A 24,088-nucleotide genomic window follows, 5' to 3' on the forward strand; every position below is an offset into this window, starting at 1 on the left:
GACATCACATCCCGAAGGCTTGCAACTTGTTGCATAGGTGCCGCACACTCGTCCCATGGCCCTCGAGCACGCGATCCTCGTCTCCCTGCGCGAACGCGCAGCGAGCGGCAGCGAGCTCACCCGCAGGTTCGACAAGTCGTTCGGCTACTTCTGGTCGGCCACACACCAGCAGATCTACCGGACGCTGGCCCGCATGGAGGCCGACGGTTGGATCGCCTCGGTCGTCGTGCCCCAGCAGGGCAAGCCCGACACCAAGGTGTACGACGTCGCCGACCGTGGCGCCGAGGTCCTCGCCGCGTGGCTGGTCGAACCCACGCCGGCGACTCCGCTCCGCAGCGACCTGGGCGTGAAGCTCCGTGGCGCGTCATTCGCCGGCGACCGGGATGCCGTCCTCGACGTCGTACGCGGGCAGCTCGCCGACCACCACGCCCGCCTGGACCTCTACCGGCAGATGTGCAAGCAGCAGTTCCCCGAGCCCGAGCTGCTCCGCGGCGCCGACCTCGACCGCTATCTCGTCCTCCGGGGCGGGATCCGGTTCGAGGAAGGCTGGATCGGCTGGCTCACCGAATACGTCACCGCTCACGAGATGGCCTCGTCGAGCTCGCCCCTCCCCCAGAAGGACGCATGATGACTGAGTACCCCCACCTCCTGTCCCCGCTGAAGGTCGGCACGACCGAGCTGCGCAACCGCGTCGTCATGGGCTCGATGCACAACGGTCTCGAGGACAAGGTCGCTGACATCCCGAAGCAGGCGGCGTTCTTCGCCGAGCGTGCAGCGGGCGGCGTCGGCCTCATCGTCACCGGCGGCTACGCACCCGAGTGGCAGGGCTGGGTCAAGCCGTTCGCGGGCGGCATGCGCACCCGCAAGGACGCCATGCACCACCGCGAGATCACGGCCGCCGTCCACGAGCACGGCGCCAAGATCGTGATGCAGATCCTGCACACGGGCCGCTACTCCTACCAGCCGTTCAGCATCTCCGCCTCGGCGATCAAGGCTCCGATCAACCCCTTCAAGCCGAAGGCGATGTCGGACAAGCGGATCCAGAAGACCATCAAGGCCTTCGCCCGCTCCGCCTGGCTGGCCCAGAAGGCCGGCTACGACGGCGTGGAGATCATGGGCTCCGAGGGCTACCTGATCAACCAGTTCCTCGCCGAGCGCACCAACAAGCGCACCGATCGCTGGGGCGGCTCACCGGAGAACCGTCGCCGCCTCCCCCTCGAGATCGTGAAGGCCACGCGCAAGCTGGTCGGCCCCGACTTCATCCTGCAGTACCGGATCTCGCTGCTCGAGCTGGTCGAGGGCGGCCAGACCTGGGACGACACCGTGGCCCTGGCCAAGGAGCTCGAGGCCGCCGGCGTCGACATCTTCAACACCGGCATCGGCTGGCACGAGGCCCGGGTCCCCACGATCATCACGCAGGTCCCGCGCGGTGCCTGGATCGACAGCACCTCGGCGCTCAAGCCGCACGTGAGCGTCCCGGTCATCGCCTCCAACCGGATCAACACCCCGGAGTTGGCCGAGCAGATCCTCGTCAACGGCCACGCCGACGCGGTCTCGATGGCCCGCCCGTTCCTCGCCGACTCCGAGTTCGTCAACAAGGCCGCAACGGGCCGGGCCGACGAGATCAACATCTGCATCGCCTGCAACCAGGCCTGCCTCGACCACGCGTTCAAGAACCAGAAGGTCTCCTGCCTGGTCAACCCGCGTGCGGGTCGCGAGACTGAGCTGATCCTGACCCCGACCCGCTCGAAGAAGAAGGTCGCCGTCGTCGGCGCCGGCCCCGCCGGACTCTCTGCCGCGGTCTCCGCGGCCGAGCGCGGCCTCGACGTCGCCCTCTTCGAGAAGAGCTCCGAGATCGGCGGCCAGTTCCGCCTCGCCATGCAGGTGCCCGGCAAGGAGGACTTCAAGGACTCCGTGCGCTACTTCGGGCGTCGGCTCGAGGTGCTCGGCGTCGACGTCCGCCTCAACACGGTCGCTGACCCGGCCGCGCTGGCCGGCTTCGACGAGGTCATCATCGCCACCGGCGTCGAGCCGCGCATGCCCTCCATCCCGGGCATCGACCACCCCAAGGCTGTGTCCTACGCAGACGTCCTCGACGGCAAGGTCGTCCCGGGCAAGAAGGTCGCCGTGATCGGTGCCGGCGGCATCGGCGTCGACATCTCGGTGTTCCTGACGCACGAGGAGGAGACCCTCGACGAGTGGAAGGCGCACTGGGGCGTCGGCGACCCGGCCATCGACGAAGGCGGCCTGACCGAGAAGAAGCCGCGCAACCCCGCCCGTGAGGTGTGGCTGCTGCAGCGCAAGACCTCCCGCATCGGCAAGGGCCTGGGCAAGACGTCCGGCTGGGCGCACATGGCGCACCTCAAGCAGGACGGCGTCCACCAGATCACCGGTGCGTCGTACGACCTGATCGACGACGCCGGCCTGCACATCACCATCACGTCCAAGGATGGCGAGGTCACGAAGCAGGTGCTCGATGTCGACCACGTCGTCATCTGCGCCGGCCAGGAGTCCGTGCGGGGTCTGTACGACGACCTCGTGGCTGCCGACAAGGCCGAAGGCCTGCACCTGATCGGTGGCGCTGACGTCGCCGCCGAGCTCGACGCGAAGCGTGCGATCAAGCAGGGCACGGAGACCGCCGCGGCCCTCTGAGCCTCCGGCAGGTCTGCGCGCGACGACGAGCGACAGCTTGGGCCCGCGACACTCGCTTCGGCGGTGTGTCGCGGGCCCTTGCCGTCGTTGCGGGCCTCAGGCGAAGGTCCAGAGCATCAGCTGCCCCGGCTCGATCACCGTCATGTCGAGCCCTCGGCCCGCCAGCCGGACCGCGTCGCCCTCGCCGAGACGCAGCCCCCCGTCGGTGCCGACCGCGAGCGGACGGGAAGCATCAGGACGGGACTCGACATCGAGCAACACCGCGCCCGTCGCCACGAACAGGTGAGCGTGCGGCACGTCGGGAACCACGAGCGGCGCGCCCGGCACGACGTCGGCGACCCAGAGCGTGGCGCCCCGGCTGCCGATCGGCAGCGCATCACCGCCACCCGCACCACCGCCACCCGCATCACCGCCACCCGCGCCGGCCGCGACCGCCGTCCAGCCCGGCCCCGGCGACACGTCGGCCGCCGCATAGCGCGGAGCAGCGCCCCACGAGTCCGGCCGCACCCAGGTCTGCACGAAGCGGGTGACACCCGCGCCGGGCTCCGCCCTCTCTGCGTGCACGATGCCCGTGCCCGCCGACATGACCTGGAGCTGACCCGGCACGATCACGCCAGCACGGCCCGAGGAGTCCGAGTGCGCCAGCGCTCCCGACAGCACCCAGGTCACGATCTCCATCTCCTGGTGCGGGTGATCGGGATAGCCCGCACCCGGCTGCAGCAGGTCGTCGTTGTGGCTGACCAGCAGGCCGAAGCCGAGGTTGGCCGGGTCGTAGTGCGGGCCGAAGGAGAACGAGTGCCGGGTCACCCGGCCCTGCTCGACGGTGACGAACCGTTCGCCCGCACGGCGCACCTCGATGCTCATGTCTCCATTCTCCCCGCACGCCGGCGCTCAGACCGGCAGCAGCACCCGGAGTGCGCCGGGGACGACCTCGATCCGCGCCGGCGGATCCGTCAGGCCGGGCAGACGGCCGAGCGGTTCGCCGTCGCCACCCATCGGCACCGACGGCACCCCGCTGATCTCGATGACCCGGCCGCGCAGGACGGTGACCTCGTCGAGGGCGACGTGCCGGCCGTCGTACACCTTCGGCATGGCGCGGATCAGTCGGCCACGCGATCCGGCAGCGATGACCACGACGTCGAGCAGGCCATCGGTGAGCGAGGCATCAGGCGCGATCTTCATGCCGGCGCCGTAGTACGCCGAGTTGGCCACGACGACGGTGGCCGCGTCGGCCGTGAGCACCTCGCCGTCGATGCTCACGCGGACCCGCGTGGGGGTGTAGGACGCGAGCGAGCGCACCGCGGCGACCTGGTACTGCAGCGCGCGGGGTGTCCACCGCATCCGCTCGACCATCTCGGCGGCGATGGCGTCGACGCCCGAGTAGACCGAGCCTGCGACGAGCTGGCGCGGCCGGTCGCCGACGGTGCACGAGATCAGGTCCAGGCTGCGCACGGCGCCGGCGGCGAGCACCGTCGCCAGCCCGTGTGCGTCGGATGGCAGCGCCAGCATCCGCGCGAAGTCGTTGCCGCGCCCCGTCGGGACCACCCCCAGGGTGCCGCCGCACCTGGACACCAGGCCTGCGAGCGAGGCAAGGGTGCCGTCACCACCGACCGATACGACCACGTCGCCGCGGGCAACGGTCGCCGCGACCAGTGCGGCGCTGGCCTCCACTCCCGAGGAGAGGTGGACCTCGGCGGCGTGACCGCCGGCCCTCAGGATCTGGGCAATCACCTCGGCAAGCTCGCGTCCACCACCTCGTCCGCGACCCCGTCCGGCGCCACCTGCACGCGGATTGACGAGGAAGGAGTACGCAGTCACGGACGACAGCATGCCGCGATCCGGGCCGATTCGCGCCGCAGAGGACTACTTTTGCCCCAGTAGTCACACATTTCGGACATTGTTGAGACAGGCCAAGCAACACGGTCGTAACGTCGAAGGATGCAGTCCCGCATGGTGGAGCGGGACGCGGAGTTGGCTATTCTCGGCAAGCTCATTGACCGCGCCGGTGTTGGCCGCGGGGGCTTGGTGGCGTTCGACGCGCCCGCTGGGATGGGTAAGTCCAGGATGCTCTGGCAAGCCCGTGAAATGGCCGCGCAGGCCGGGTGGAGAACCCTGGACGCGCGGTGCAGCCCCATGAGCCCGAGCATCGGGTTCGGAGTACTTCGTGACTGGTTCGGCCTGCTTGCACACCGTGCAGGGCTGGGCGTGCATCCCTTCGACGGACCCGGCCAGGCGCTCGCCGAGGTGGTCGACGGAGGAACCAGGCAGCTCGGCGACCTCGTCTACGGCGCACGCTGGGTCATTGAGGAGCTCACCGCCGAGCGGCCGCTGCTGGTGACGGTGGACGACCTCCAGTGGGCTGACTCCGGCTCCCTCCAGGTCCTCGACCTCCTCGCGCCGGCCCTGGAACAGCTGCCCTGCCTCTTCGTGTACGCCGTGCGCAGCGGCGAGCTGAGCGCCGAACCGGAGGAGCTGGCCCGGATCCGCGAGGTGAGTGACGTGATCACGCCCGCCGCGCTCTCGCCATCGGGCGTCGCGGCCGTGATCGAGGCGCAGGGCGGGGACATCGGTCTGGCTGCAGCGATCCACACGGCGACCGGCGGCGTACCTCTCTTCGTCAACGAGGTGATCGCAGGCGGCGGCGTCGACATCCCCGAGTCACTCGTCGGGTCGATCGCCGGAAGGCTCGCGAGGCTCTCCCCGACTGCGCTGGCCACCGCACATGCGGTGGCCGTCCTCGGCAGCGAGGCGTCGATCGCGACCGTCGCCGAGCTGAACCTCATGGCGCCCGACGCCGTTGCGCACGACCTGGGACTGCTCACCGCAGCGCAGCTCGTCACGCGCGACGGAGGGCACCTGCACCCCCGTCACCCGCTGGTCGGCGAGGCCCTGCTCGCCGGGATGACCGCCACCGAGACCGCAGACCTGCACCGGCGGGCAGCCGCGGTCCTCCGGCGTCACGGCGCCGCCCGGATCATCGTGGCCGGCCACCTGCTGCTGACCACGCCGGGCAGCGATCCCGACGTACGCGCCCGGCTTGCCGAGCAGGGCCGCCACGCGTTGGCGGCCGGAGCACCCGAGCGCGCCCACCGCTATCTCGAGCGCGCGCTCGCCGAGGGGCCGGTCACCGCCAACGAGATCCCGCTGCTGTCCCGGCACGCCATTGCGCTGACCGGCCTGGGCGAGATCGACGCCGCCCTCGCCTCGTGGGAGCGCGCGTCGTCGCTCACCGACGACCCGGACGTCATCGCGTCCCTGCGCTCCTCCTCGGGCGACGCACTGCTGATGGCCGGGCGGCACAACCAGGCGCAGCGCGCGTTCGGATCGCTGCCCGACGCAGGCCCCGCGACCAGCCCGGGTGCCCAGCGCCTGGCCAGCCGCATGGTCTTCGCGGGAATCCTCACGGGCATGCCGGCCGCGGAGCTCCGGCAGCAGTGCGACCGGGTGCTCGGCCAGCCGGACGAAGCGACCACCAGCGAGGACCGGCTCGCGCTCGCCGCCTCGGCCGCCGTCGGCGTCGTGTCGTGCCAGCCCTCGGCGGAGGTCCGCACGCTGGCGATGCGGGCGGCTGGCGAGGGCGCCCTGCTCGACGCGGAGACGGTCGACGGGACAGCCGTCTTCATGGTCGCCTGCTCGCTGGCCTGGTCGTCAGCGCTCCATGAGGCCGACAGCCTGCTCGACACCGCACTCGAGACCGCGCGCACCCGCGGCTCCGTGCTCCACTTCGCCAACGCGGCCGCCTGCCGCGGCCTGGTCCGGGCCCGGATGGGGCTCGCCGTCGAGGCGACCGCCGACCTCGAGTCGGCTCTCGAGCAACGCGCCCACGGCTGGAACGCCGGGCTCGCGATGCTGCTGGCCAACCTCGTCGAGTGCCGTATCGCGCGCGGCGAGCTCGACCGCGCGATCCAGCACCGTGGCAGCCTCGAGTCGTTCGCCCACACGCGCGGGATCTCCGGCGCGTTCGCCAGCTCCGCGCTCGCCGACCTCGCCGAGGCGCACGGCGATCACGAGACCGCTGCGCGGCTGTACGCCGAGGTGGGCCGACTGGTTGCCGAACGGATGGACAACCCGGCGGTGCTCCCCTGGCGCGCCGGCCGGGCGCTGGCCCTGATCCGGCTCGGCGAGGGCCGCGAGGCCGCAGCGCTGGCGCAGGAGAACCTGGTGCGCGCCGAGGCGTTCGGCGCGGCGTACACGACAGCGCAGGCGCTGCGCACGGTCGCGGCCGTCGACCCGACCTGCGACCGGGTCCGGATGTTGCGCCGGGCGCTGGGCCACCTCGCCGGTGTGCCGGCCGGGCGCCTCGAGGCCCAGGTGGCCACGGACCTCGCCGGCATGCTGATCCTGCTCGAGGGTCCACCGTCGACCGTCGAGGCGGTCGCGCTGCTGCGCCGGGCAGAGACCTGGGCGCAGGGCCACGAGCTCCGGCCGCTCGCGGAGCGGGTGCAGCGGCTGCTCGCTCGCGTCGGCGAGGTGCCTCACCGCACCGACGCGGATGCTCTTGCCCTGCTCACCCCGTCCGAGCGGCGCGTGGCCAACCTGGCTGCGACCGGGCGCAGCAACCGGCAGATCGCCCAGGAGCTCTTCGTGACCGTGAAGGCGGTCGAGTGGCACCTGTCCAACGTCTACCGCAAGCTCGGCATCCGGAGCCGCACGCGGCTGCCAGCGCTGCTGTCGGACTAGCCGTTGTCGGCCTGGGTGGGCCGCCACTTGCGCTCGAACGGCAGCCGCCAGGCGAACGGCGCGATCAGCGCGTGGATCTGGTTGGGGCCCCACGAGCCGGGCGAGTAGCGGCGCACCGGCGGCGGGTTGTCGAGCAGGGGCTGCGAGATCTCCCAGAGCCGCTCGACGCCGTCGGCCGTGGTGAACAGCGTGTGGTTGCCCTTGACCGCCTCGAGGATCAGCCGCTCGTAGGCTTCCAGGATCGAGCCCGCCCAGTCGGTGTCCTCCATGGCGAACTGCATCGAGAGCTTCTGCAGCCGGAACCCGGGACCCGGGCGCTTGCCGTAGAACGACAGCGACATCTTCGACTTGTCCGACAGGTCGAAGGTCAGGTGGTCGGGGCCGTCGTCGCCGATGCCGGAACCCTCGGGGAACATCGACTTCGGAGGCTCCTTGAAAGCGATCGAGATGATCCGCTGGCCCTCGGCGAGCTTCTTGCCCGTGCGCAGGTAGAACGGCACGTCCGCCCAGCGCCAGTTGTCGATGAAACACTTGAGCGCGATGAAGGTCTCGGTCTCGGACTCGGGTGCCACGCCAGGCTCGGCGCGGTAGCCGTCGTACTGACCGCGTACGACGTTGTGCGGGTCCAGCGGCAGCATCGACCGGAAGACCTTGTTCTTCTCCTCGGTGATCGACTGCGGGTCGAGGGCGGTCGGCACCTCCATCGCGGCGAACGCCATCACCTGGAAGAGGTGGGTGACCACCATGTCGCGGTAGGCGCCGGTGCCCTCGTAGAAGCCGGCCCGGCCCTCGAGCCCGAGCGCCTCGGGGATGTCGATCTGGACGTGGTCGATGAAGTTGCGGTGCCAGATCGGCTCGAAGAGACCGTTGGCGAAGCGCAGCGCCAGGATGTTGAGCGCCGCCTCCTTGCCGAGGAAGTGGTCGATGCGGAAGATCTGGGTCTCGTCGAAGACCTCGTGGATCGAGGCGTTCAGTGCCCGGGCGCTCTCGAGGTCGGTGCCGAACGGCTTCTCCATGATGATCCGGCTGCCCTCGACCAGCTCGGCATCACGCAGCGTCTCGACGACGGCGAGCGCGGCTTTCGGCGGCACCGACAGGTAGTGCAGTCGCTGCCGGGGCTGGTCGAGACCTTCCTCGGCCTCGGCCACCCCTGCCTTGAGCTCATCGACCCCGGAGTCCGCCCAGAAGAGGTGCTTGGCGAACTCGTTGAACTCCTTCTTGTCCGCCGCGTCGTCACTGAATTCCTCGATGGCCGCGCGCGCCATCTCGACGAACGAGTCGCGGTCGTGGTCGTGAAGGGCGGTGCCGACGACCTTCAGGTCGGGCAGGAGGCCCGAGCGCCACAGGTGCAGCAGCCCGGGCAGGAGCTTGCGTCGCGCCAGGTCGCCGGTCGCGCCGAAGAGCACGACGGTGGTGGGCGGTCCGGGGGTGCCTTCAGCGTGGGCTGCCATGGCGGCAACCCTAGTCGCCGCGGTTGTTACCGCCCAGTGTTCGGGCACCGGGGTTCGGGCTCCAGCCTTGCCGCGAGCCATCCGATCGCGGCCATGGCCAGCGCGACCAGGGAGGCCAGCACGAAGGCGCCCTGCCAGCCGCGGTGGTCGATCGCGATGCCGGCCAGGGGCGCACCGACCGCCGACCCCACGGTGAACGCGACACCGTGCCAGCCCATGACCTCACCCAGGACGCTCGCCGGAACGATCCGGCTCAGGGTGTCGGCCGTCGCGGTGATGGTCGGCGCGCAGAAGATCCCGCAGACGAACAGCAGGGCGGCGAGCTGCAACCGGTCCGTGGCCAGGGCCACCGGGACAGTGGTCGCGGCAAGCAGGCCCAGCAGCACGAAGACCGACACCGTCCGGTGCATGGCGCCGTAGACCAGCGCGCCGATCGCCGAACCGAGGCCCCACACGGCGAGCACCCACCCGATGGAGGAAGGATGCTCCATCGCTCGGAGGGCTGCGACGACGCCGAGGTCGGTCGCGGTCAGGACGATGGTGGCTGCGGCACCACAGATCAGGACCGCGACGACGGTCGGGCTCCACCAGCCGCGCACGCGCCCGATCGCGGGCACCAGTCCCGCTGCGGCCGGCGCGACGAGCGGCGGGTTGACCACGAAGAGCAGCACGCCCCCGAGCACGCCGACCATCTGGAAGCCGAGCAGGGACCACTCGGTGCCGATCCAGGTCGCCACGAGGACGCCGAGAACCGGCCCGATCATGAACGAGATCTCGGTGGCGAGGGCATCGAGCGAGAGTGCAGCGGTGCGGTGCTCGTCGTCCACGGACGCGATCAGCGACTGCCGCACGATCGAGAAGGTGGGCACGGTCGCCAGCCCGCTGACGACCACGAGCGGCAACAGCACCGCATACTCGACGAAGGGGGCGACGGACCAGACCGCGAGGAGTACGACGAGCTGCGGGGCGACCGTCGCCCGTAGCCCGATCCGGTCGAGCATCCGACCCCGCCAGGGCCCGGCGACGGCCAGCGCGATCGTGCTCAGGGTGGTGACCAGACCCGCCTCGGAGTAGCTCCGGTCGAGCCCGCCCACGACGTGCAGGGTGAGCACGATCATCGAGGCCCACAGCGGGACCCGGATCACGAAACCGAGGAGGAGCACCGCGCGGACCCGATCCGTGCCGAGCACTGCCCGGTATGCCGCGATTCCCACTGGCTCATGATCGCAGGCAAGCGCTTGCAGTTGCCACGCATTTTCCGGAGCCCGGAGCCCGGAGCGGAGCCGGTCAGGAAATGAAGAAGCCCCTCTCGACTCATGGGGTAATCGAGAGGGGCAGAGCCAGCCTAGAACGTGGCGGTCGTCACGTCAATCGCGCTGTCGCACGTATCCTTCGTCCGTGCGGAAACCCCCCGAGCTGCTGATCACCCTGGCCCCTCTGATCGTGATCGCCCTCGTTGCTGTCATCGCGGCACTCGGCTTCGGACTGACCCGCCAGGACGACTCGACGCCGTCGAACGCAGCGTCGGCGACCGTCACCGAGACGACTTTCGGCGCGCCCGCCTCGACCCAGACCGGACCCACGGAGCCCGCCGCGCCCGCCGCGCCCGCCATCGTCCGGCCGACCCTGCTCGGCCCTCGCCCCACCCTGAAGGCCAAGCAGTTCTTCCGGGTCCAGCCGTCGTTCGCGTTCCAGATCGCCACCTTCAACGTCCTCGGAAACAGCCACACCGTCCGCGGTGGCGACCGCGCGGCGTACGCCGACAGCCGCACGCGGACGGGCTGGGCGGTCGACGCGCTCCGCGGTGCGAGCATCGACGTCGTCGGATTCCAGGAGCTGCAGACGCCGCAGTACCTCGCCTTCCGGGCGCGCACAGGCGGCACCTGGGACAGCTGGCCCGGGACCGCGATCGACCGCCTCGACGTCGACAACACCCTGGCGTGGGACACCTCGATGTTTCGCGCGGTGGAGCGCAAGACCGTGGCGATCCCCTACTTCTTCGGGCGGGCGCGCAACATGCCCTACGTGCTCCTGGAGCACATCGCCAGCGGCCAGCGCATCTGGGTGGCCAACTTCCACAACCCCGCCCACAAGTACGGCGCGTCCCAGGCGCAGCACCGGCGCGAGGCGACCCGGCGCGAGATCAACCTCGCGAACGAGCTGGCGAAGACCGGGTTCCCCGTCTTCTTCACCGGCGACATGAACGAACGCGAGCTCTACTTCTGCCCGCTCACGCAGGGCACGACCCTCAAGTCCGCCAGCGGTGGCTCCACCGGTGCGCCGTGCCGTCCTCCGGGGCGCATGCCCGTCGACTGGATCTTCGGATCCGACTCGGTGACGTTCTCGGGCTACGCCATCGATGAGAGCAAGTGGATGCGCCGCATCACTGACCACCCGCTGGTCCATGCAACCGCGACAGTGCCCGAGCGGCGCATCCCGATCAAGCAACGCTGACCGCGGCGGAAATGACATCGACCCCGCCCTCGGGGAGGACGGGGTCGACGAAGCGCGGTCGGGTCAGGCAGCGTGGTGCTTGCTCGCCGGCGCGCCAGGGTGGACGACCACCCACTGGGCGACGAGCCGCTTGCGACCGTCAGCGCCCTTCTTGCGCTTCCAGACCAGCTCGAGGTGTTCCTCGTTTGCGTGGCTGTCGTTCATGTGCCACCTCCTGTTCACCGTTTGTTCACTTTGAGTATGACACGGATTTCCGAGGAACACACGCCTTCTAGCGCATCAGTTGGCAAATCTCCCCCACCCAGGATGCGATTTCGCCTCAAGAACGGTCGAGCCCCTCCACTTTGGCCCATTTCATGGCGCATCGCTGTTTTCTGGAACACCGTGTGCCACATTTGTCCTCGGCACGCGGCATGTCGCCGCTCGTGCGGTCGCCAGGGAGGCACCACTCATGACGTTCTCGTCGCTCGCGCACCACCGTGCCGGATCCGGAGAGCCGCTGATTCTCGTGCACGGGATCGGCCACCGTCGCCAGGCGTGGTACCCGGTCTTCGACCGTCTCGCCGAGCGCTACGACGTGATCGCGGTCGACCTTCCCGGCTTCGGCGAGTCGCCCGCGCTGCCCGATGGCGTTCCGCACACGGTGGCCGCGCTGGCTGACCAGCTCGAGGCCAACTTCGCCGCCTGGGGCATCACCCGTCCGCACATCGCCGGCAACTCGCTCGGCGGCGCGGTCTCGCTCGAGCTCGCCCGCCGCGGCACCGTGGCCTCCGCTACCGCGCTGAGCCCGGCCTCGTTCCTCACCTTCAGCCACCTGCTGGTCGCTGCCTTCCCCCTGACGCTCATGCGCATCGCCTCGTTCGCGACTCCTCGCCCGGTCCTCCGACTGGTGACGCGCTCAGCCTCGGTCCGCCGGATCCTGGGCTGGCCGCTCTACATGCACCCCGAGCGCCACGACGCGGAGTCGACGTACGGCGACGCGCTGGCGATGAAGAACGCCCGGGGCTTCGAGCGGACCATGCTGCGGTGCATCACGCCGGCGTTCCGACCCTTCCGCGGTCCGCTGCGCGCGCCGGTGACCATCGCGTGGGGCACCCGCGACCGGCTGCTGCTCCCGAGCGAGATGAAGCGTGCGCGCAAGCTGCTGCCGCAGGTGCGCTACGTCGAGCTGATCGGCGCCGGCCACGTCCCGATGGGCGACTGCCCCGACCAGATCTTCGCCGTCATCAACGAGACCACGGGTGCTGCCGCGCAGCCTGCGAGCGACGTAGCCTGACCTCCATGAGCTTCGAGCCGGATGTCATTGTCGTTGGTGCCGGCCTCGCCGGCCTGGTCGCGACCTACGAGCTGACCCAGGCGGGCCGCAAGGTCCTCGTCCTGGACCAGGAGAACCGCGACAACCTGGGCGGCCAGGCCTGGTGGTCGCTCGGCGGGCTGTTCTTCGTCGACAGCCCCGAGCAGCGCCGCATGGGCATCAAGGACTCCCTCGAGCTGGCCTGGTCCGACTGGCAGGGATCGGCAGCCTTCGACCGTCTCGACGGTCCCCAGGACGAGGACTTCTGGCCGCAGCAGTGGGCGGAGGCCTACGTGACCTGGGCAGCCGAGGGCAAGCGTGACTACGTCCGCGGACTCGGCCTGCGCTCGCTTCCGTTCGTCGGCTGGGCCGAGCGGGGCAGCGGCTCGGCGTCCGGCCACGGCAACTCGGTGCCACGGTTCCACCTCACCTGGGGCACCGGCCCCGAGGTCGTCCGGATCTTCCTCGACCCGGTCCTTGCCGCCGAGCGCGAGGGGCTCGTGCAGTTCGGCTTCCGGCACCGCGTGGAGGACCTCGTCGTCGAGGGAGATGCCGTCGTCGGCGTCACGGGTCACCTCCTCGAGGAGTCCGACGAGGTGCCGCGCGGCCGCGCGTCCTCCCGCACCGAGGTGGGCGACTTCGAGCTGCGCGCCCGGGCCGTCGTGCTCTCGTCCGGCGGCATCGGCCACAACTTCGACCTCATGCGGAAGAACTGGCCGGTCGACCGCGTCGGTCCGGCGCCGAAGCACATGATCGCCGGCGTCCCGGCGTACGTTGACGGGCTGATGCTCGGCGTCGCCGAGTCGCACGGCGCCCGCCTGGCCAACCGCGACCGCATGTGGGCCTACGTCGAGGGCATCCACAACTGGGACCCGGTCTGGCCCGACCACGCAATCCGGATCCTGCCCGGCCCGTCGTCGATGTGGTTCGACTCGAACGGCAAGCGGCTGACGGGCATGTCCGGCGTGCCCGGCGCGGACTCGATCGGCTCCATGAAGCAGATCCTCAGCACCGGCGATGACTACTCCTGGTTCATCCTGAACCAGTCGATCATCGAGAAGGAGTTCGCGCTGTCGGGCTCCGAGCAGAACCCCGACCTGACCGGCAAGGACATCGGCTTCCTGCTCAAGTCACGGCTCGCCAAGGGCGCACCCGCCCCGGTCGAGCGGTTCAAGAAGTACGGCGAGGACTTCGTCGTCGCGGAAACCCTCGAGACGCTGATCGACGGCATGAACAAGCTGGCCCGCGGTCCGCAGCTCGACGTCGCCACCGTGCGCCAGCAGATCGAGGCACGCGACCGGCAGCTCGGCAACGAGTTCAGCAAGGACGTCCAGGTCATGGCGATCCACAACGCGCGCAAGTCCCGCACCGACAAGCTGATGCGCGTCGCGAAGCCGCACCGGATCCTGGATCCCGAGCACGGCCCGCTCATCGGCGTACGCCTCAACATCCTGTCCCGCAAGACGCTCGGCGGCCTGCAGACCACGCTCGGCTCCGAGGTGGTCCGGCCCGACGGCTCGATCATCCAGGGCCTGTACGCCGCGGGCGAGGCCGCCGGCTTCGGCGGTGGCGGCGTCCACGGCTACAACGCGCTCGAGGGCACGTTCCTCGGCGGCTGCATCTTCAGCGGCCGGGCCGCCGGTCTGGCCCTCGCCGCCGACCTCTGACCCTGCGGTTTCACCGGCCGACCGGTGAAACGGGCACATGTAGTGCGGAGCACCGCACAACATGTGCCCGAATCGCGCGCGAAGTGCGACCTGGTCAGCTGAAGAGCGGGCCGGTCACGGTGAGCGCAGGAGCGACCGAGAACGCGAAGGCCAGGGCGAGAGCCGCTCCAGCGAGGGCGATGTCCTTGTTGAACGAGATCTGGGCCATCGACTTGGCCTGCGCGTCGGTCTCCTTCCAGAACGTGTGGAAGACGAACGCGGTCGGCACGAGGACCGCGGCGATCACGAGCGACGCCAGGTCGCCGTACACGCCGAAGGCGATGGCGAGACCGCCGAGCAGGAACACGACGCCGCTGCCCAGGACGGAGAGCTTCGCGAACGGCAGGCCCTTCGACTTGGCGTAGCCGGCCATGTACTCGGTCTGCGTCAGGTGGCCGACCGCGGAAAGGATGAAGAGCACGGCGAAGAGAATGCGGCCGACGAGAAGGACGACGTCCATGGGGTTACCTCCGGGTGAGAAGTTGACTGGCGGCCACAAGACCGCCCTACCCCATAAGCGTGACACGTCATCTATTTAAATGACAAGTCATCTATATGTGAGGTCCGTCTCGCCGACTCCCGCGACAACCCCCCCGAAATCGCCGATAGTCCCCAACCGGGGGATCCCTATCCGCACGGATAGGGGGCCTGTGGTTGGGGACTATCGGGAAAAGTGGGTCAGTCCTTGTGGCGGGGCTTGCGGTCGCCCTGGTAGCCACCGCGGTCGCTGGAGCCCTTGTAGCCGCCACCGGACGGCCGGTCGCCGTAGCCGCGGTTCGGAGCGGCGCTGCGGATGCCCGGGCCCTTGTCCTTGGCCAGCTCGATCAGCTTGCCGGAGATGCGCGTCTGCTCGAGCAGGCGGAAGGTCTCGGACGACAGCTCCGCCGGCAGCTCGACCAGCGAGAAGTCCGGACGGATCTGGATCTTGCCGAAGTCGCTGCGACGCAGGCCGCCCTCGTTGGCGAGCGCGCCGACGATCTGGCGCGGCTCGACCTTGTGGCGCTTGCCGACGTTGATCCGGTACGTCGCGAGCGGGACGCCGCTGCCACCCCGGCTCTCACGCTCGGGACGCGAGCTGAACTCACCGCGCGCGCCACGGTCGGGCCGGTCGCCCCGGTCCGGGCGATCGGCAGAAACCGTGTTCACGCGAGGCATGTCGCGCTCGCTGAGGAGCAGCGGGGTCTCGCCCTGCAGCACCACGGCGAGGGCGGCGGCCACGTCGGCCTCGGGCACGTCGTTGTTCTTCACGTAGTGCGCGATGACGTCGCGGTAGGTCTCGACCTGCGGGCCGGCGAGCGCCGCGGTGATGGCGTCGTCGAAACGGGCCAGGCGGGTCGCGTTGATGTCGTCGACGCTGGGGAGGTTCATCAGCGTCATCGGCTGGCGGGTGTGCTTCTCGATGCTCTTCAGCAGGCCACGCTCACGCGGGGTCACGAAGGAGATCGAGTCGCCGCTGCGGCCGGCGCGGCCGGTGCGACCGATGCGGTGCACGTAGGACTCGGCGTCGGTCGGGATGTCGAAGTTGACGACGTGGGAGATGCGCTCGACGTCGAGACCGCGGGCGGCGACGTCGGTGGCGACCAGGATGTCGAGCTTGCCCGACTTCAGCTGGTTGACCGTGCGCTCACGCTGGGCCTGGGCGACGTCACCGTTGATCGCGGCGGCGGAGAAGCCGCGCGCACGCAGCTTCTCGGCGACCTCTTCGGTGGCCTGCTTGGTGCGGACGAAGACGATCATCGCCTCGAAGTTCTCGACCTCGAAGATGCGCGTGAGGGCGTCGACCTTCTGCGGGAACGAGACCATCAGGTAGCGCTGGGTGATGTTCGTGGCGGTCGCGGTCTTGTTCTTGACCGTGATCTCGACCGGGTCGTTCAGGTACTTCTTCGTCAGGCGCCGGATCTGGCTCGGCATCGTCGCGGAGAAGAGCGCGACCTGCTTGGTGTCCGGGGTGTCGGCGAGGATCGTCTCGACGTCCTCCGCGAAGCCCATGTTGAGCATCTCGTCGGCCTCGTCGAGCACCAGGAAGCGCAGCTCGCTCAGGTCGAGCGTGCCCTTCTCCAGGTGGTCCATGATCCGGCCGGGGGTGCCGACGACGATGTGTACGCCGCGGCGCAGGGCCGAGAGCTGCACGCCGTACGCCTGACCGCCGTAGACGGGGAGGACGTGGACGCCCTTGATGCCGCTGGCGTACTTCTCGAACGCCTCGCAGACCTGGAGCGCGAGCTCACGGGTCGGGGCCAGGACGAGCGCCTGCGGCGTCTTCTGGGAGACGTCGAGCTGGGACAGGATGGGCAGCGCGAAGGCAGCGGTCTTGCCCGTGCCGGTCTGCGCCATGCCGAGGACGTTGCGTCCGTCGAGCAGCGGCGGGATGGTCTGCGCCTGGATGGGGGAAGGCGTCTCGTAGCCGACGTCCTTGAGTGCCTTCAGCACCCGCTCGTCGAGGCCGAGGTCGGCAAACTTGATTGATTCAGGAGCCGCGACGACGTCGTTCTCGACGGCGGAAGCAGGGTCGTTCACAGGGTCACTCACCGGTCAAGGGTAGTGGTGCGGCACCCTATACGGCGATTCGTAGTTGCGGTGAGCCTGCACACCCTCTCACTCGACGTCACTTGTCGCCTCACCGGTCAACGGTAGGTGAGCAGCGCCCGATCGTGCTCGACGTGCGTGTGCTCGTTGTACGACGACAGCGTGAGGCCGCTGCGGCCGCGGACCACCTTGGTCACCCCGGTGTTGACCGCGACCTTGTTGAGGGTGGCCCACAGCGACGCGTCACCGGCGAGCAGGTGCGAGGCGACGAGGCCGATCGGGCCGCCGGAGCTGACCACGAGCACGGTGCCTGCCGAGTGGGCGGCGGAGCGGCGGGCCGCCGCATCGACGCGCTCGGAGAACGCCGTGAACGACTCGCGGTAGTCGGCATCGGCGACTCCTCCGGTCCAGCGCTCGGTGGCCTCCTCGAACATCGCCTGGAAGCGTGCCCTGCGCTCACGCGCCGGGGTCCTGACGTAGTCGGCGAGCATCAGCGTCCGCGAGCGGTAGAGGGGCTTGTGCACCTCCATCACGTGCTTGAAGTCGAACTCGTCCCAGCCGGGGTCCACCTCGATCGGCAGCTCGGCGCCAACCCCGCCCAGTCCTTCGAGGATGCCCTCGGCGGTCTCCCGGTGGCGGCGCAGCTCGCCCCGCACGATCACGTCGGGTACGACGCCGCGCGCGGCCAGGGCGCGCCCGAGCACCCGCGACTGCTCGTGACCGACCTCGGACAGCGCGTCGTAGTCGCGCTTGCCGAAGGAGGCCTGGCCGTGGCGCACCAGCAGCAGGACGCTCATCCGACGCTCCGGATGAGCTTCCGGGCCCGTCCGTGCAGCACGTGCGAGCCGAGCCAGAAGTTCTTGAAGCGCGGGTTGGTGGTCTGCTTGTGGTGGTAGCGGTAGTAGATCTGCTGCAGGATCACCGCCAGCCGGAACAGGCCGTAGACCTCGTAGAAGGCCCACTCCTTGTCCGTCAGCTCGATGCCGGTCTTCTCGCAGTAGTAGGCGACCACCTCGCGGCGGGTCAGCATGCCCGGCAGGTTCGTCGGCTGCATGCGGAAGAGCTGCTCGAGGCGACCGTCGCCGGCCTCGATCCAGTAGGACAGGGTGCAGCCGAGGTCCATCAGCGGGTCACCCACGGTCGCCAGCTCCCAGTCGAGCAGCGCGACCGGCTTCGTCGGCTCCTCCGAGGAGAGCACCACGTTGTCGAAGCGGAAGTCGTTGTGGATCAGCACCGAGCCACGATCGGCCGGCTGGTTGGCCTCGAGCCAGGCGATGACCTTCTCCCAGCTCGGCACATTCCAGGTCTTCGCCTTGCGGAACCGGCCGGTCCAGCCGCCGACCTGCCGCGCGACGTACCCCTCGCCCTTGCCGAGCTGGTCGAGACCGGCCGCAGCCGGATCGACCGAGTGCAGGCCGATCAGGAGGTCCAGGACGTTGGTGCACAACAGGCGGACGTCGTCGCTGGACAGCGAGAGGCCGAGGTCCTTGCGCGGGATGTGGCCGGCGACGCGCTCCATCACGTAGAACTCCGAGCCGAGGACCGACTCGTCGGAGCAGAGCGCGACCATCGGCGGCGCGAACGGGAACACCGGCGCCAGCGCGGCCTGGATCCGGAACTCGCGACCCATGTCGTGCGCGCCCCTGGCCTTGGTGCCCGCCGGCGGCCGGCGCAGGATCAGGTCCTGCGCCGGGTAGCGCAGCAGGTAGGTCAGGTTGGAGGCACCACCGGAGAACTGCTGCACCTCCGGGAGCCCGTCGCCCCAGGCCTGGACGTCGACCGCGTCAGCCGCCGCGCGCAGCCAGGCATCGACCGCGGCGACATCGAAGGCGTCCTCGCCCCGGACGCTCCTTGCTCCGTCGACCGTCCCGCCCCGTTCGGCCATCTCCTCGCTTCCCATCAGACTCAGAAGAGCTTCCGGACGACGGACATCGGGGCGTTCTTCAGCGCGTAGCCGATCGGCACCCACGGCCACGCCGGGACGTATGCCTTCTCCTTGCGCTTCTCGATCGCGTCGACCATCGCCTTCACGCCGGTCACGGTGTCGACCATGAACTTCGTGTTCTGCGCGACCTTCTCGTTCATCTCCGAGCGGATGTAGCCCGGGTAGATGATCGAGACGTCGATGCCCTTGGCCTTCACGTTCTCGTTGATCAGGCCCTCGGCCAGCGCAGCGACGCCGGCCTTCGTGGCGGCGTACGTCGTGATGGTCTTGCGCATGCCGCGCAGGGCGGAGATCGAGCTGATCATCACCAGGTGGCCGGACTTCTGCGCGCGGAAGATCTCCATCGCGGCCTCGGTCTGCGCGAGCGCGGCGACGAAGTTGGTCATCGCGGTCTGCCGGTTGGCGTCGTAGCGGCCGGTGCCGAGCGGAGCGCCCTTGCCGAGGCCGGCGTTGATGATGACGCGGTCGAGCTTGCCGAACTCGGCAGCGACCTCCTTGAAGACCGAGAAGACGGCCTCGTCGTCGTTGACGTCGAGCGCCTTGGTGATGACCTTGCGGTCGGCGTTCGCGCCGGTGATCTCGGCGGCCAGCTCGTCGAGCCGCTCGGTACGCCGCGCGGTGATCGCGAGGTCGTAGCCGAGGGCGGCGAACTGGCGCGCCATCTCCGCGCCGAGGCCGGAGCTCGCGCCGGTGATCAGGATCGTTCCCGTGGTCATCAGTTGTCCTTCGTGGTGAGTGCGTGGATGCGGTCCGCGAAGCTGCGCTGCTCGCGGTCGTAGAGGGGGCGCGCGAAGCGCTTCATGAGCACAGCCTTGCGTGCCGGGGCGTCGGGGACGATGACCATCCGCCGCGCGTCGATGCCCTTCATCACCTCGGCCGCGACCTGGGCGGCGTCGAGCGGTGACTTGTCGATCAACCGGGCGGCGATCTTGTCCATCGCAGCGTCGGAGCCATTGAGCGAGCTCGCGAGGTTGGTGCGGAAGAAGCCGGGGCAGACCGCGGAGACGGCGATCCCCCACGGGTGCAGCTCGTAGGAGAGCGTCTCGCTGACGGCGACGACCGCCGCCTTCACCGCGGTGTACGACGCCATGGCCGGCGGGTGGACCAGTCCGGCGAGGCTGGCGGTGTTGACGATGTGACCCGGCTCCTGACCGTCGTCCGACTGGGCCTTCATCAGGGGCACGAACGTGCGGCAGCCCCGGACGACGCCGAGCAGGTTGATGTCGATGACGCCCTGCCACTCCTCCATCGACACGACGTCGATGCGACCGCCCGTCGCGATGCCGGCGTTGTTGACCAGCACGTCCAGGCCGCCCCACTGCTCCTCGACCCAGGCCCGGGCGGCGGCCCAGTCGGCATCGCTCGTGACGTCGAGGCGGAGGTAGCTCACACCGTCCGGAGCCGCGAACGAGTCGGCGAGATCGCCGATGACGACCCGGTCGCCGCGGCGTACGAACTCGGCGACCAGTGCCGCGCCGAGACCGGAGGCGCCACCGGTGACGAGTACTCGTCTGCTCATCGCGAGACGCCATGCTTCATGAGCTCGAGGCGTGCGATCAGGCCGAGGTGCACCTCATCCGGGCCGTCGGCGAAGCGCAGCGAGCGGGCGCCGGTCCAGGCGCCGGCCAGCGGGAAGTCGTCGGTCATGCCGCCGCCGCCGTGGATCTGCATGGCGAAGTCGATGACGTCGAGGGCCATGCGCGGAGCCGCGACCTTGATCTGGGAGACCTCGGAGATCGCGTTCATCGCACCCCCGACGTCGAGCTTCCAGGCGGCGTTCAGCACGAGGAGGCGGGTCGACTCGATCGCGATGCGAGCCTGCGCGAGCCGCTCCCGGTTGCCGCCGAGGTTGATCAGCTTCTTGCCGAACGCCTCACGCGAGGTGCCGCGCTCGATGGCCAGCTCGAGGGACTTCTCAGCCAGTCCGATCAGGCGCATGCAGTGGTGCACGCGACCCGGACCGAGGCGGCCCTGGGCGATCGCGAAAGCCTCGCCCGGACCGGACACGAAGTTCTCGCGCGGAACGCGGACGTCGGTCAGCGAGACCTCGCCGTGGCCGTGCGGTTCGTCGTAGAAGCCCATCGTGTTGAGCATGCGCTCGATCTTCACGCCGGGGGTGTTGCGCGGCACGAGCACCATCGAGTGCCGGTGGTGGCGGTCGGCCTCGGGGTCGGTCAGCCCCATCACGATGAAGATGTCGCAGTCGGGGTGCCCGACGCCGGTCGAGAACCACTTGGTGCCGTTGAGCACGATCGAGTCGCCGTCGATGACCGCGGTGAGCTCCATGTTGGTCGCGTCCGAGGAGGCGACCGCGGGCTCGGTCATCAGGAACGCCGACCGGATGCGGCCGTCGAGCAGCGGGTCGAGCCACTCGTCCTTCTGGGCCTGGGTGCCGTACTTGAGCAGCACCTCGGAGTTGCCGGTGTCCGGCGCGTTGCAGTTGAAGACGTAGGGCGCGATGAACGAGCGGCCGGTCAGCTCCGCGATCGGCGCGTAGTCGACGTTCGACAGCCCGGTGCCGCCGAGCGTGCCGTACTTCTCGGCGTAGGGGCCCTCGTGGCCGGCCGGGAGAAAGAGGTTCCACAGGCCCTGTGCGCGGGCCTTGGCCTGCAGCTCCTTCATGATCGGGAGCTCCTGCCACTGCTCGCCCTTGCCCGCCTCGCGGCGGCGCTTCAGCTCCTGGTGGTACGCCGCCTCGACGGGCTCGATCTCTTCGGTCATGAACGCCCTGACCAGCTCGGTGAGCTCCTGGGCGCGGGGGGAAGGTGCGAAGTCCATGGCTTGACCATGCCACACCTGTTGAGCAATGCTCAATAGCGTGACCGAAGATCGTGACGCAGAACGCACCCGCACCCGCCTCAGCCCGGAGGAGCGACGCCGGCAACTGCTCGGCATCGGCCTGCGCATGCTCGTGGAGAAGCCGATCCAGGACCTGCCGCTCGACGCAGTGGCCGCCGAGGCAGGCATCTCGCGCGGGCTGCTCTTCCACTACTTCCCCACGAAGACCGACTACTACGACGCCGTGATCGCGGCGGCGCTGCGCCGCGTGCTGCGCAACATCTCGCCCGACGAAGGCGCCGCCCAGGACGAGGCGCTGCACCAGTTCGTGGACCGCTTCTACGCGCAGATCGAGCGACGTCGGAGCTTCTACCTGGCGCTGGTCTTCGGCAACGGCTCGCTCTCGCTCGGCGGCGACGGCGTCGACACCCACCGCATGACCATCGCGCGGCGTGTGGTCACCGCGACCGGGCTGCCCGAGGCTGCCCTACCCGTCGCGCACGGCTGGACGGCGTACGTCGAGGACCGGGCGCTGCGCTGGTCCGGACTGCCCTCGGACGCCCGGGCTGACCGCGACACCGAGGTCGACCACGCCTGCCGCGCGCTGCACGCCCTGCTCGCACTCGACGGACCCGACGGAGAGAACCGATGACGGACAAGAGCTGGCCCGACGGAGTCGTCGACCCGCACATCCACCAGTGGGACCCGCTGACCACCGAGCGGATCGTGTCGAAACAGGCCCGTGCCTTCCGCCTGCTCCCCCGCGTCCCGCGGGCGCTGCGCTGGGTGCTGCCGCGGGCCGACCGCGAGTTCGTGGGCAACCCGCACCACGTCCTCAAGCCGTATCTCCCGCTGGACTACCGCCGCGATGCAGGCGAGGTCCCGGTGGCGACCGTGGTCCACATCGAGGCGGCGTGGCCGCACGCCGAACACCGCGACGCGGTCGGCGAGACCCGCTGGATCAGCAGTCTCCCGTTCGGCGTCGACGGTGCCCCGGAGCTCGGCGCCATCGTGGCCCACGTGGACCCGCGGTGGTCCGACGCCGGAGAGGTGCTCGACCTGCACCTGGCGGCGAGCCCGCTCGTGCGCGGCGTACGCACCTCGGCGGCCAACCATCCCGACCCCGGAGTCCGCGACTTCGAGGACGCGCCACGGCTCTGGGCCGATCCCGCCTTCCTCGAGGGATTCACGGCCGTCGCCGAGCGGGGCCTGAGCTTCGAGCTGTGGGGCTACGCGCACCAGCTGCCTGATGCGCTCCCCCTGGTCCGGGCCTACCCCGAGACGACGTTCGTGCTCGACCACTACGCCACCCCCGTCGGGCTGCTGGGTCCGCGCGGCACCTCGACCGGCCGCAGTGAGCGCGTGCGGGCAGACCAGCTCGCGCGGTGGCGCGACGACGTGTCAGCGCTCGCGGCCCTGCCCAACGTGGTCGCCAAGCACTCCGGACTCGGCATGCCGGTGGTCGGCGGCGAGGTGCGATCTGCGCGGACCGCGCCGCTGGACGCGCGGTTCGTCGACACGGTCGCACCCCTGATCCGGCACCTGCACGATGCGTTCGGCGCCAGCCGCACGATGTGGGCGTCGAACTTCCCGATGGACAAGCCCGGCCTGGGCATCCCCGCCAGCATCGCGCTGCTGACCGAGGTGCTGGGGACCGACGCGGATCTCGACCTGCTGCTCCGCGGCGTCGCGCTGAGGAGCTACCGGATCAGTCGCCCTCGCTGACCTTTCCACGCTTCACGATCAGCGGGTCGGCCGCACCGACGACCTCGTGGTTCTTGCCCTCGTAGTCGACCTGCGAGAGGAAGTAGCGAATCGCGTTCAGCCGGGCGCGCTTCTTGTCGTTGGACTTGACGGTGATCCAGGGCGCGGTCCGGGTGTCCGTGCGCCGGAACATCTCCTCCTTGGCCGCGGTGTAGGCGTCCCACCTGTCCAGGGACTCCAGGTCCATCGGCGAGAGCTTCCACTGCCGGACCGGGTCGATCTGGCGAATGATGAACCGGGTCCGCTGCTCGGACTGGGTGACGGAGAACCAGAACTTCGTCACGGCGATGCCCGAGTCGACCAGCATCTTCTCGAAGCGCGGCGCCTGCTCCATGAACCGCTCGTAGGCGTCGTCCGAGCAGAACCCCATGACCCGCTCGACACCGGCGCGGTTGTACCAGCTCCGGTCGAACAGGACGAGCTCGCCAGCTGCGGGCAGGTGCTGGATGTAGCGCTGGAAGTACCACTGCGTGCTCTCACGCTCGCTGGGCTTGACCAGCGCGACTGTGCGCGCATGGCGCGGGTTCAGGTGCTCCATGAACCGCTTGATGGTGCCGCCCTTGCCCGCGGCGTCGCGGCCCTCGAAGAGCACGACGTGGCGACTACCGGTGCGCTGCTGCCAGTTCTGGAACTTGATCAGCTCGACCTGGAGCGCGTACTTCTCCATGTCGTACAGCGCGCGGTCGAGACGCTCGTCGTAGGGGTAGTTCTCCCGCCACGTGTCCACGGCCAGCCCCTGAGGGTCGATCAGGATCGGATCGTCATCGTGGTCGTCGCCGATGGTGTGTCCCTCGACCTGGAGTCGGTCGATGTGGGCCCTGAGGTCCTCGATCATGCC

The 24,088-nt window shown here is 69.7% G+C and carries 21 protein-coding genes; 8 read left to right on the top strand and 13 right to left on the bottom strand.

The genetic code is table 11. The features are described from left to right. Positions 1–55: 55 nt before the first annotated feature. Both D4739_RS05025 and D4739_RS05030 read left to right on the top strand, forming a co-directional pair. Positions 56–628 carry a PadR family transcriptional regulator gene (locus D4739_RS05025; protein WP_120059543.1) on the top strand — a complete coding sequence of 191 codons (573 nt, stop codon included), beginning with the start codon at positions 56–58 and terminating at the stop codon, positions 626–628. Then, on the top strand, positions 628–2,652 hold the full coding sequence (locus D4739_RS05030) for an NADPH-dependent 2,4-dienoyl-CoA reductase (protein ID WP_120059544.1): 2,025 nt from the start codon (positions 628–630) through the stop codon (positions 2,650–2,652). The genes D4739_RS05025 and D4739_RS05030 overlap by 1 nt, the downstream gene beginning before the upstream one ends. Before the next feature lie 96 nt (positions 2,653–2,748). Here D4739_RS05030 and D4739_RS17310 read toward each other — a convergent pair whose 3' ends face one another. Then, positions 2,749–3,516, bottom strand: a complete 768-nt coding sequence (locus D4739_RS17310; RefSeq protein WP_274380467.1) for a pirin family protein — start codon at positions 3,514–3,516, stop codon at positions 2,749–2,751. A 27-nt stretch (positions 3,517–3,543) separates the two neighbouring features. After that, positions 3,544–4,470, bottom strand: coding sequence for a diacylglycerol/lipid kinase family protein (locus tag D4739_RS05040; protein WP_238473528.1), 927 nt, complete (start codon positions 4,468–4,470; stop codon positions 3,544–3,546). 132 nt (positions 4,471–4,602) lie between these two features. On the opposite strand from D4739_RS05040, the gene D4739_RS05045 reads away from it, so the two are divergent. Further along, on the top strand, positions 4,603–7,332 hold the full coding sequence (locus D4739_RS05045) for a helix-turn-helix transcriptional regulator (RefSeq protein ID WP_238473709.1): 2,730 nt from the start codon (positions 4,603–4,605) through the stop codon (positions 7,330–7,332). Here D4739_RS05045 and zwf read toward each other — a convergent pair. Together zwf and D4739_RS05055 are read right to left on the bottom strand one after the other, a co-directional pair. Continuing rightward, on the bottom strand, positions 7,329–8,783 hold the full coding sequence (gene zwf / locus D4739_RS05050; protein ID WP_120059547.1) for a glucose-6-phosphate dehydrogenase: 1,455 nt from the start codon (positions 8,781–8,783) through the stop codon (positions 7,329–7,331). The two genes, D4739_RS05045 and zwf, sit on opposite strands and share 4 nt — an antisense overlap. A 26-nt stretch (positions 8,784–8,809) precedes the next feature. Further along, on the bottom strand, positions 8,810–9,997 hold the full coding sequence (locus D4739_RS05055; RefSeq protein ID WP_120059548.1) for an MFS transporter: 1,188 nt from the start codon (positions 9,995–9,997) through the stop codon (positions 8,810–8,812). A 184-nt stretch (positions 9,998–10,181) separates the two neighbouring features. Between D4739_RS05055 and D4739_RS05060 the strand changes: the two genes are divergently transcribed. Further along, positions 10,182–11,237 (top strand): endonuclease/exonuclease/phosphatase family protein, encoded by a 1,056-nt coding sequence (locus D4739_RS05060; protein ID WP_120059549.1) that lies wholly within the window; start codon positions 10,182–10,184, stop codon positions 11,235–11,237. A 63-nt stretch (positions 11,238–11,300) separates the two neighbouring features. On the opposite strand, the gene D4739_RS16820 is transcribed toward D4739_RS05060, so the two are convergent. After that, complete coding sequence (locus D4739_RS16820; protein WP_182920315.1) at positions 11,301–11,441, bottom strand: hypothetical protein; 141 nt, start codon at positions 11,439–11,441, stop codon at positions 11,301–11,303. 247 nt (positions 11,442–11,688) lie between these two features. On the opposite strand from D4739_RS16820, the gene D4739_RS05065 reads away from it, so the two are divergent. Continuing rightward, positions 11,689–12,513, top strand: a complete 825-nt coding sequence (locus D4739_RS05065; protein ID WP_120059550.1) for an alpha/beta fold hydrolase — start codon at positions 11,689–11,691, stop codon at positions 12,511–12,513. Positions 12,514–12,518: 5 nt separating this feature from the next. After that, the gene (locus D4739_RS05070) at positions 12,519–14,198 is read left to right on the top strand and encodes an FAD-binding dehydrogenase (RefSeq protein WP_120059551.1); all 1,680 of its coding nucleotides are present in this window, start codon (positions 12,519–12,521) and stop codon (positions 14,196–14,198) included. Between the two features lie 94 nt (positions 14,199–14,292). Here the strand turns inward: D4739_RS05070 and D4739_RS05075 are convergent, their stop codons facing one another. The 7 genes from D4739_RS05075 to D4739_RS05105 all read right to left on the bottom strand — a co-directional run bounded on the left by D4739_RS05075 (position 14,293) and on the right by D4739_RS05105 (position 21,486). Next, positions 14,293–14,697, bottom strand: coding sequence for a DoxX family protein (locus D4739_RS05075; RefSeq protein WP_120059552.1), 405 nt, complete (start codon positions 14,695–14,697; stop codon positions 14,293–14,295). Positions 14,698–14,915: 218 nt separating this feature from the next. After that, positions 14,916–16,766 carry a DEAD/DEAH box helicase gene (locus tag D4739_RS05080; RefSeq protein WP_238473529.1) on the bottom strand — a complete coding sequence of 617 codons (1,851 nt, stop codon included), beginning with the start codon at positions 16,764–16,766 and terminating at the stop codon, positions 14,916–14,918. A gap of 95 nt (positions 16,767–16,861) precedes the next feature. After that, positions 16,862–17,560: a histidine phosphatase family protein gene (locus D4739_RS05085; RefSeq protein ID WP_120059554.1), complete on the bottom strand. Its 699-nt coding sequence runs from the start codon at positions 17,558–17,560 to the stop codon at positions 16,862–16,864. Continuing rightward, positions 17,557–18,663: a phosphotransferase family protein gene (locus tag D4739_RS05090; RefSeq protein ID WP_238473530.1), complete on the bottom strand. Its 1,107-nt coding sequence runs from the start codon at positions 18,661–18,663 to the stop codon at positions 17,557–17,559. Before D4739_RS05090 ends, D4739_RS05085 begins: the two co-directional genes overlap by 4 nt. Before the next feature lie 5 nt (positions 18,664–18,668). Next, positions 18,669–19,424 (bottom strand): SDR family oxidoreductase, encoded by a 756-nt coding sequence (locus D4739_RS05095; protein WP_120059555.1) that lies wholly within the window; start codon positions 19,422–19,424, stop codon positions 18,669–18,671. Continuing rightward, entirely contained in the window at positions 19,424–20,227 is an 804-nt protein-coding gene (locus D4739_RS05100; protein ID WP_120059556.1) for an SDR family NAD(P)-dependent oxidoreductase, read from the bottom strand. The genes D4739_RS05095 and D4739_RS05100 overlap by 1 nt, the downstream gene beginning before the upstream one ends. Then, a complete protein-coding gene (locus tag D4739_RS05105; RefSeq protein WP_120059557.1) occupies positions 20,224–21,486 on the bottom strand; it encodes an acyl-CoA dehydrogenase family protein in 1,263 nt (420 codons plus the stop codon). Before D4739_RS05105 ends, D4739_RS05100 begins: the two co-directional genes overlap by 4 nt. Positions 21,487–21,526: 40 nt before the next feature. Between D4739_RS05105 and D4739_RS05110 the strand changes: the two genes are divergently transcribed. Then, complete coding sequence (locus D4739_RS05110; RefSeq protein WP_238473531.1) at positions 21,527–22,138, top strand: TetR/AcrR family transcriptional regulator; 612 nt, start codon at positions 21,527–21,529, stop codon at positions 22,136–22,138. Next, the gene (locus D4739_RS05115) at positions 22,135–23,211 is read left to right on the top strand and encodes an amidohydrolase family protein (RefSeq protein ID WP_120059559.1); all 1,077 of its coding nucleotides are present in this window, start codon (positions 22,135–22,137) and stop codon (positions 23,209–23,211) included. The genes D4739_RS05110 and D4739_RS05115 overlap by 4 nt, the downstream gene beginning before the upstream one ends. On the opposite strand, the gene ppk2 is transcribed toward D4739_RS05115, so the two are convergent. Beyond that, positions 23,195–24,085: a polyphosphate kinase 2 gene (gene ppk2, locus D4739_RS05120; protein WP_120059560.1), complete on the bottom strand. Its 891-nt coding sequence runs from the start codon at positions 24,083–24,085 to the stop codon at positions 23,195–23,197. The two genes, D4739_RS05115 and ppk2, sit on opposite strands and share 17 nt — an antisense overlap. Positions 24,086–24,088 lie beyond the last annotated feature (3 nt).

Source organism: Nocardioides cavernaquae (genome assembly GCF_003600895.1).
Classification (GTDB): domain Bacteria; phylum Actinomycetota; class Actinomycetes; order Propionibacteriales; family Nocardioidaceae; genus Nocardioides; species Nocardioides cavernaquae.

What these genes read in the sequence shown, in the direction of transcription:
- D4739_RS05025 (WP_120059543.1), top strand. Translation starts at nt 56, where the DNA reads ATGGCCCTCGAGCACGCGATCCTCGTCTCCCTGCGCGAACGCGCAGCG.
- D4739_RS05030 (WP_120059544.1), top strand. Translation starts at nt 628, where the DNA reads ATGACTGAGTACCCCCACCTCCTGTCCCCGCTGAAGGTCGGCACGACC.
- D4739_RS17310 (WP_274380467.1), bottom strand. Translation starts at nt 3,516, where the DNA reads ATGAGCATCGAGGTGCGCCGTGCGGGCGAACGGTTCGTCACCGTCGAG.
- D4739_RS05045 (WP_238473709.1), top strand. Translation starts at nt 4,603, where the DNA reads ATGGTGGAGCGGGACGCGGAGTTGGCTATTCTCGGCAAGCTCATTGAC.
- zwf (WP_120059547.1), bottom strand. Translation starts at nt 8,783, where the DNA reads ATGGCAGCCCACGCTGAAGGCACCCCCGGACCGCCCACCACCGTCGTG.
- D4739_RS16820 (WP_182920315.1), bottom strand. Translation starts at nt 11,441, where the DNA reads ATGAACGACAGCCACGCAAACGAGGAACACCTCGAGCTGGTCTGGAAG.
- D4739_RS05065 (WP_120059550.1), top strand. Translation starts at nt 11,689, where the DNA reads ATGACGTTCTCGTCGCTCGCGCACCACCGTGCCGGATCCGGAGAGCCG.
- D4739_RS05070 (WP_120059551.1), top strand. Translation starts at nt 12,519, where the DNA reads ATGAGCTTCGAGCCGGATGTCATTGTCGTTGGTGCCGGCCTCGCCGGC.
- D4739_RS05075 (WP_120059552.1), bottom strand. Translation starts at nt 14,697, where the DNA reads ATGGACGTCGTCCTTCTCGTCGGCCGCATTCTCTTCGCCGTGCTCTTC.
- D4739_RS05085 (WP_120059554.1), bottom strand. Translation starts at nt 17,560, where the DNA reads ATGAGCGTCCTGCTGCTGGTGCGCCACGGCCAGGCCTCCTTCGGCAAG.
- D4739_RS05090 (WP_238473530.1), bottom strand. Translation starts at nt 18,663, where the DNA reads ATGGGAAGCGAGGAGATGGCCGAACGGGGCGGGACGGTCGACGGAGCA.
- D4739_RS05095 (WP_120059555.1), bottom strand. Translation starts at nt 19,424, where the DNA reads ATGACCACGGGAACGATCCTGATCACCGGCGCGAGCTCCGGCCTCGGC.
- D4739_RS05100 (WP_120059556.1), bottom strand. Translation starts at nt 20,227, where the DNA reads ATGAGCAGACGAGTACTCGTCACCGGTGGCGCCTCCGGTCTCGGCGCG.
- D4739_RS05105 (WP_120059557.1), bottom strand. Translation starts at nt 21,486, where the DNA reads ATGGACTTCGCACCTTCCCCCCGCGCCCAGGAGCTCACCGAGCTGGTC.
- D4739_RS05115 (WP_120059559.1), top strand. Translation starts at nt 22,135, where the DNA reads ATGACGGACAAGAGCTGGCCCGACGGAGTCGTCGACCCGCACATCCAC.
- ppk2 (WP_120059560.1), bottom strand. Translation starts at nt 24,085, where the DNA reads ATGATCGAGGACCTCAGGGCCCACATCGACCGACTCCAGGTCGAGGGA.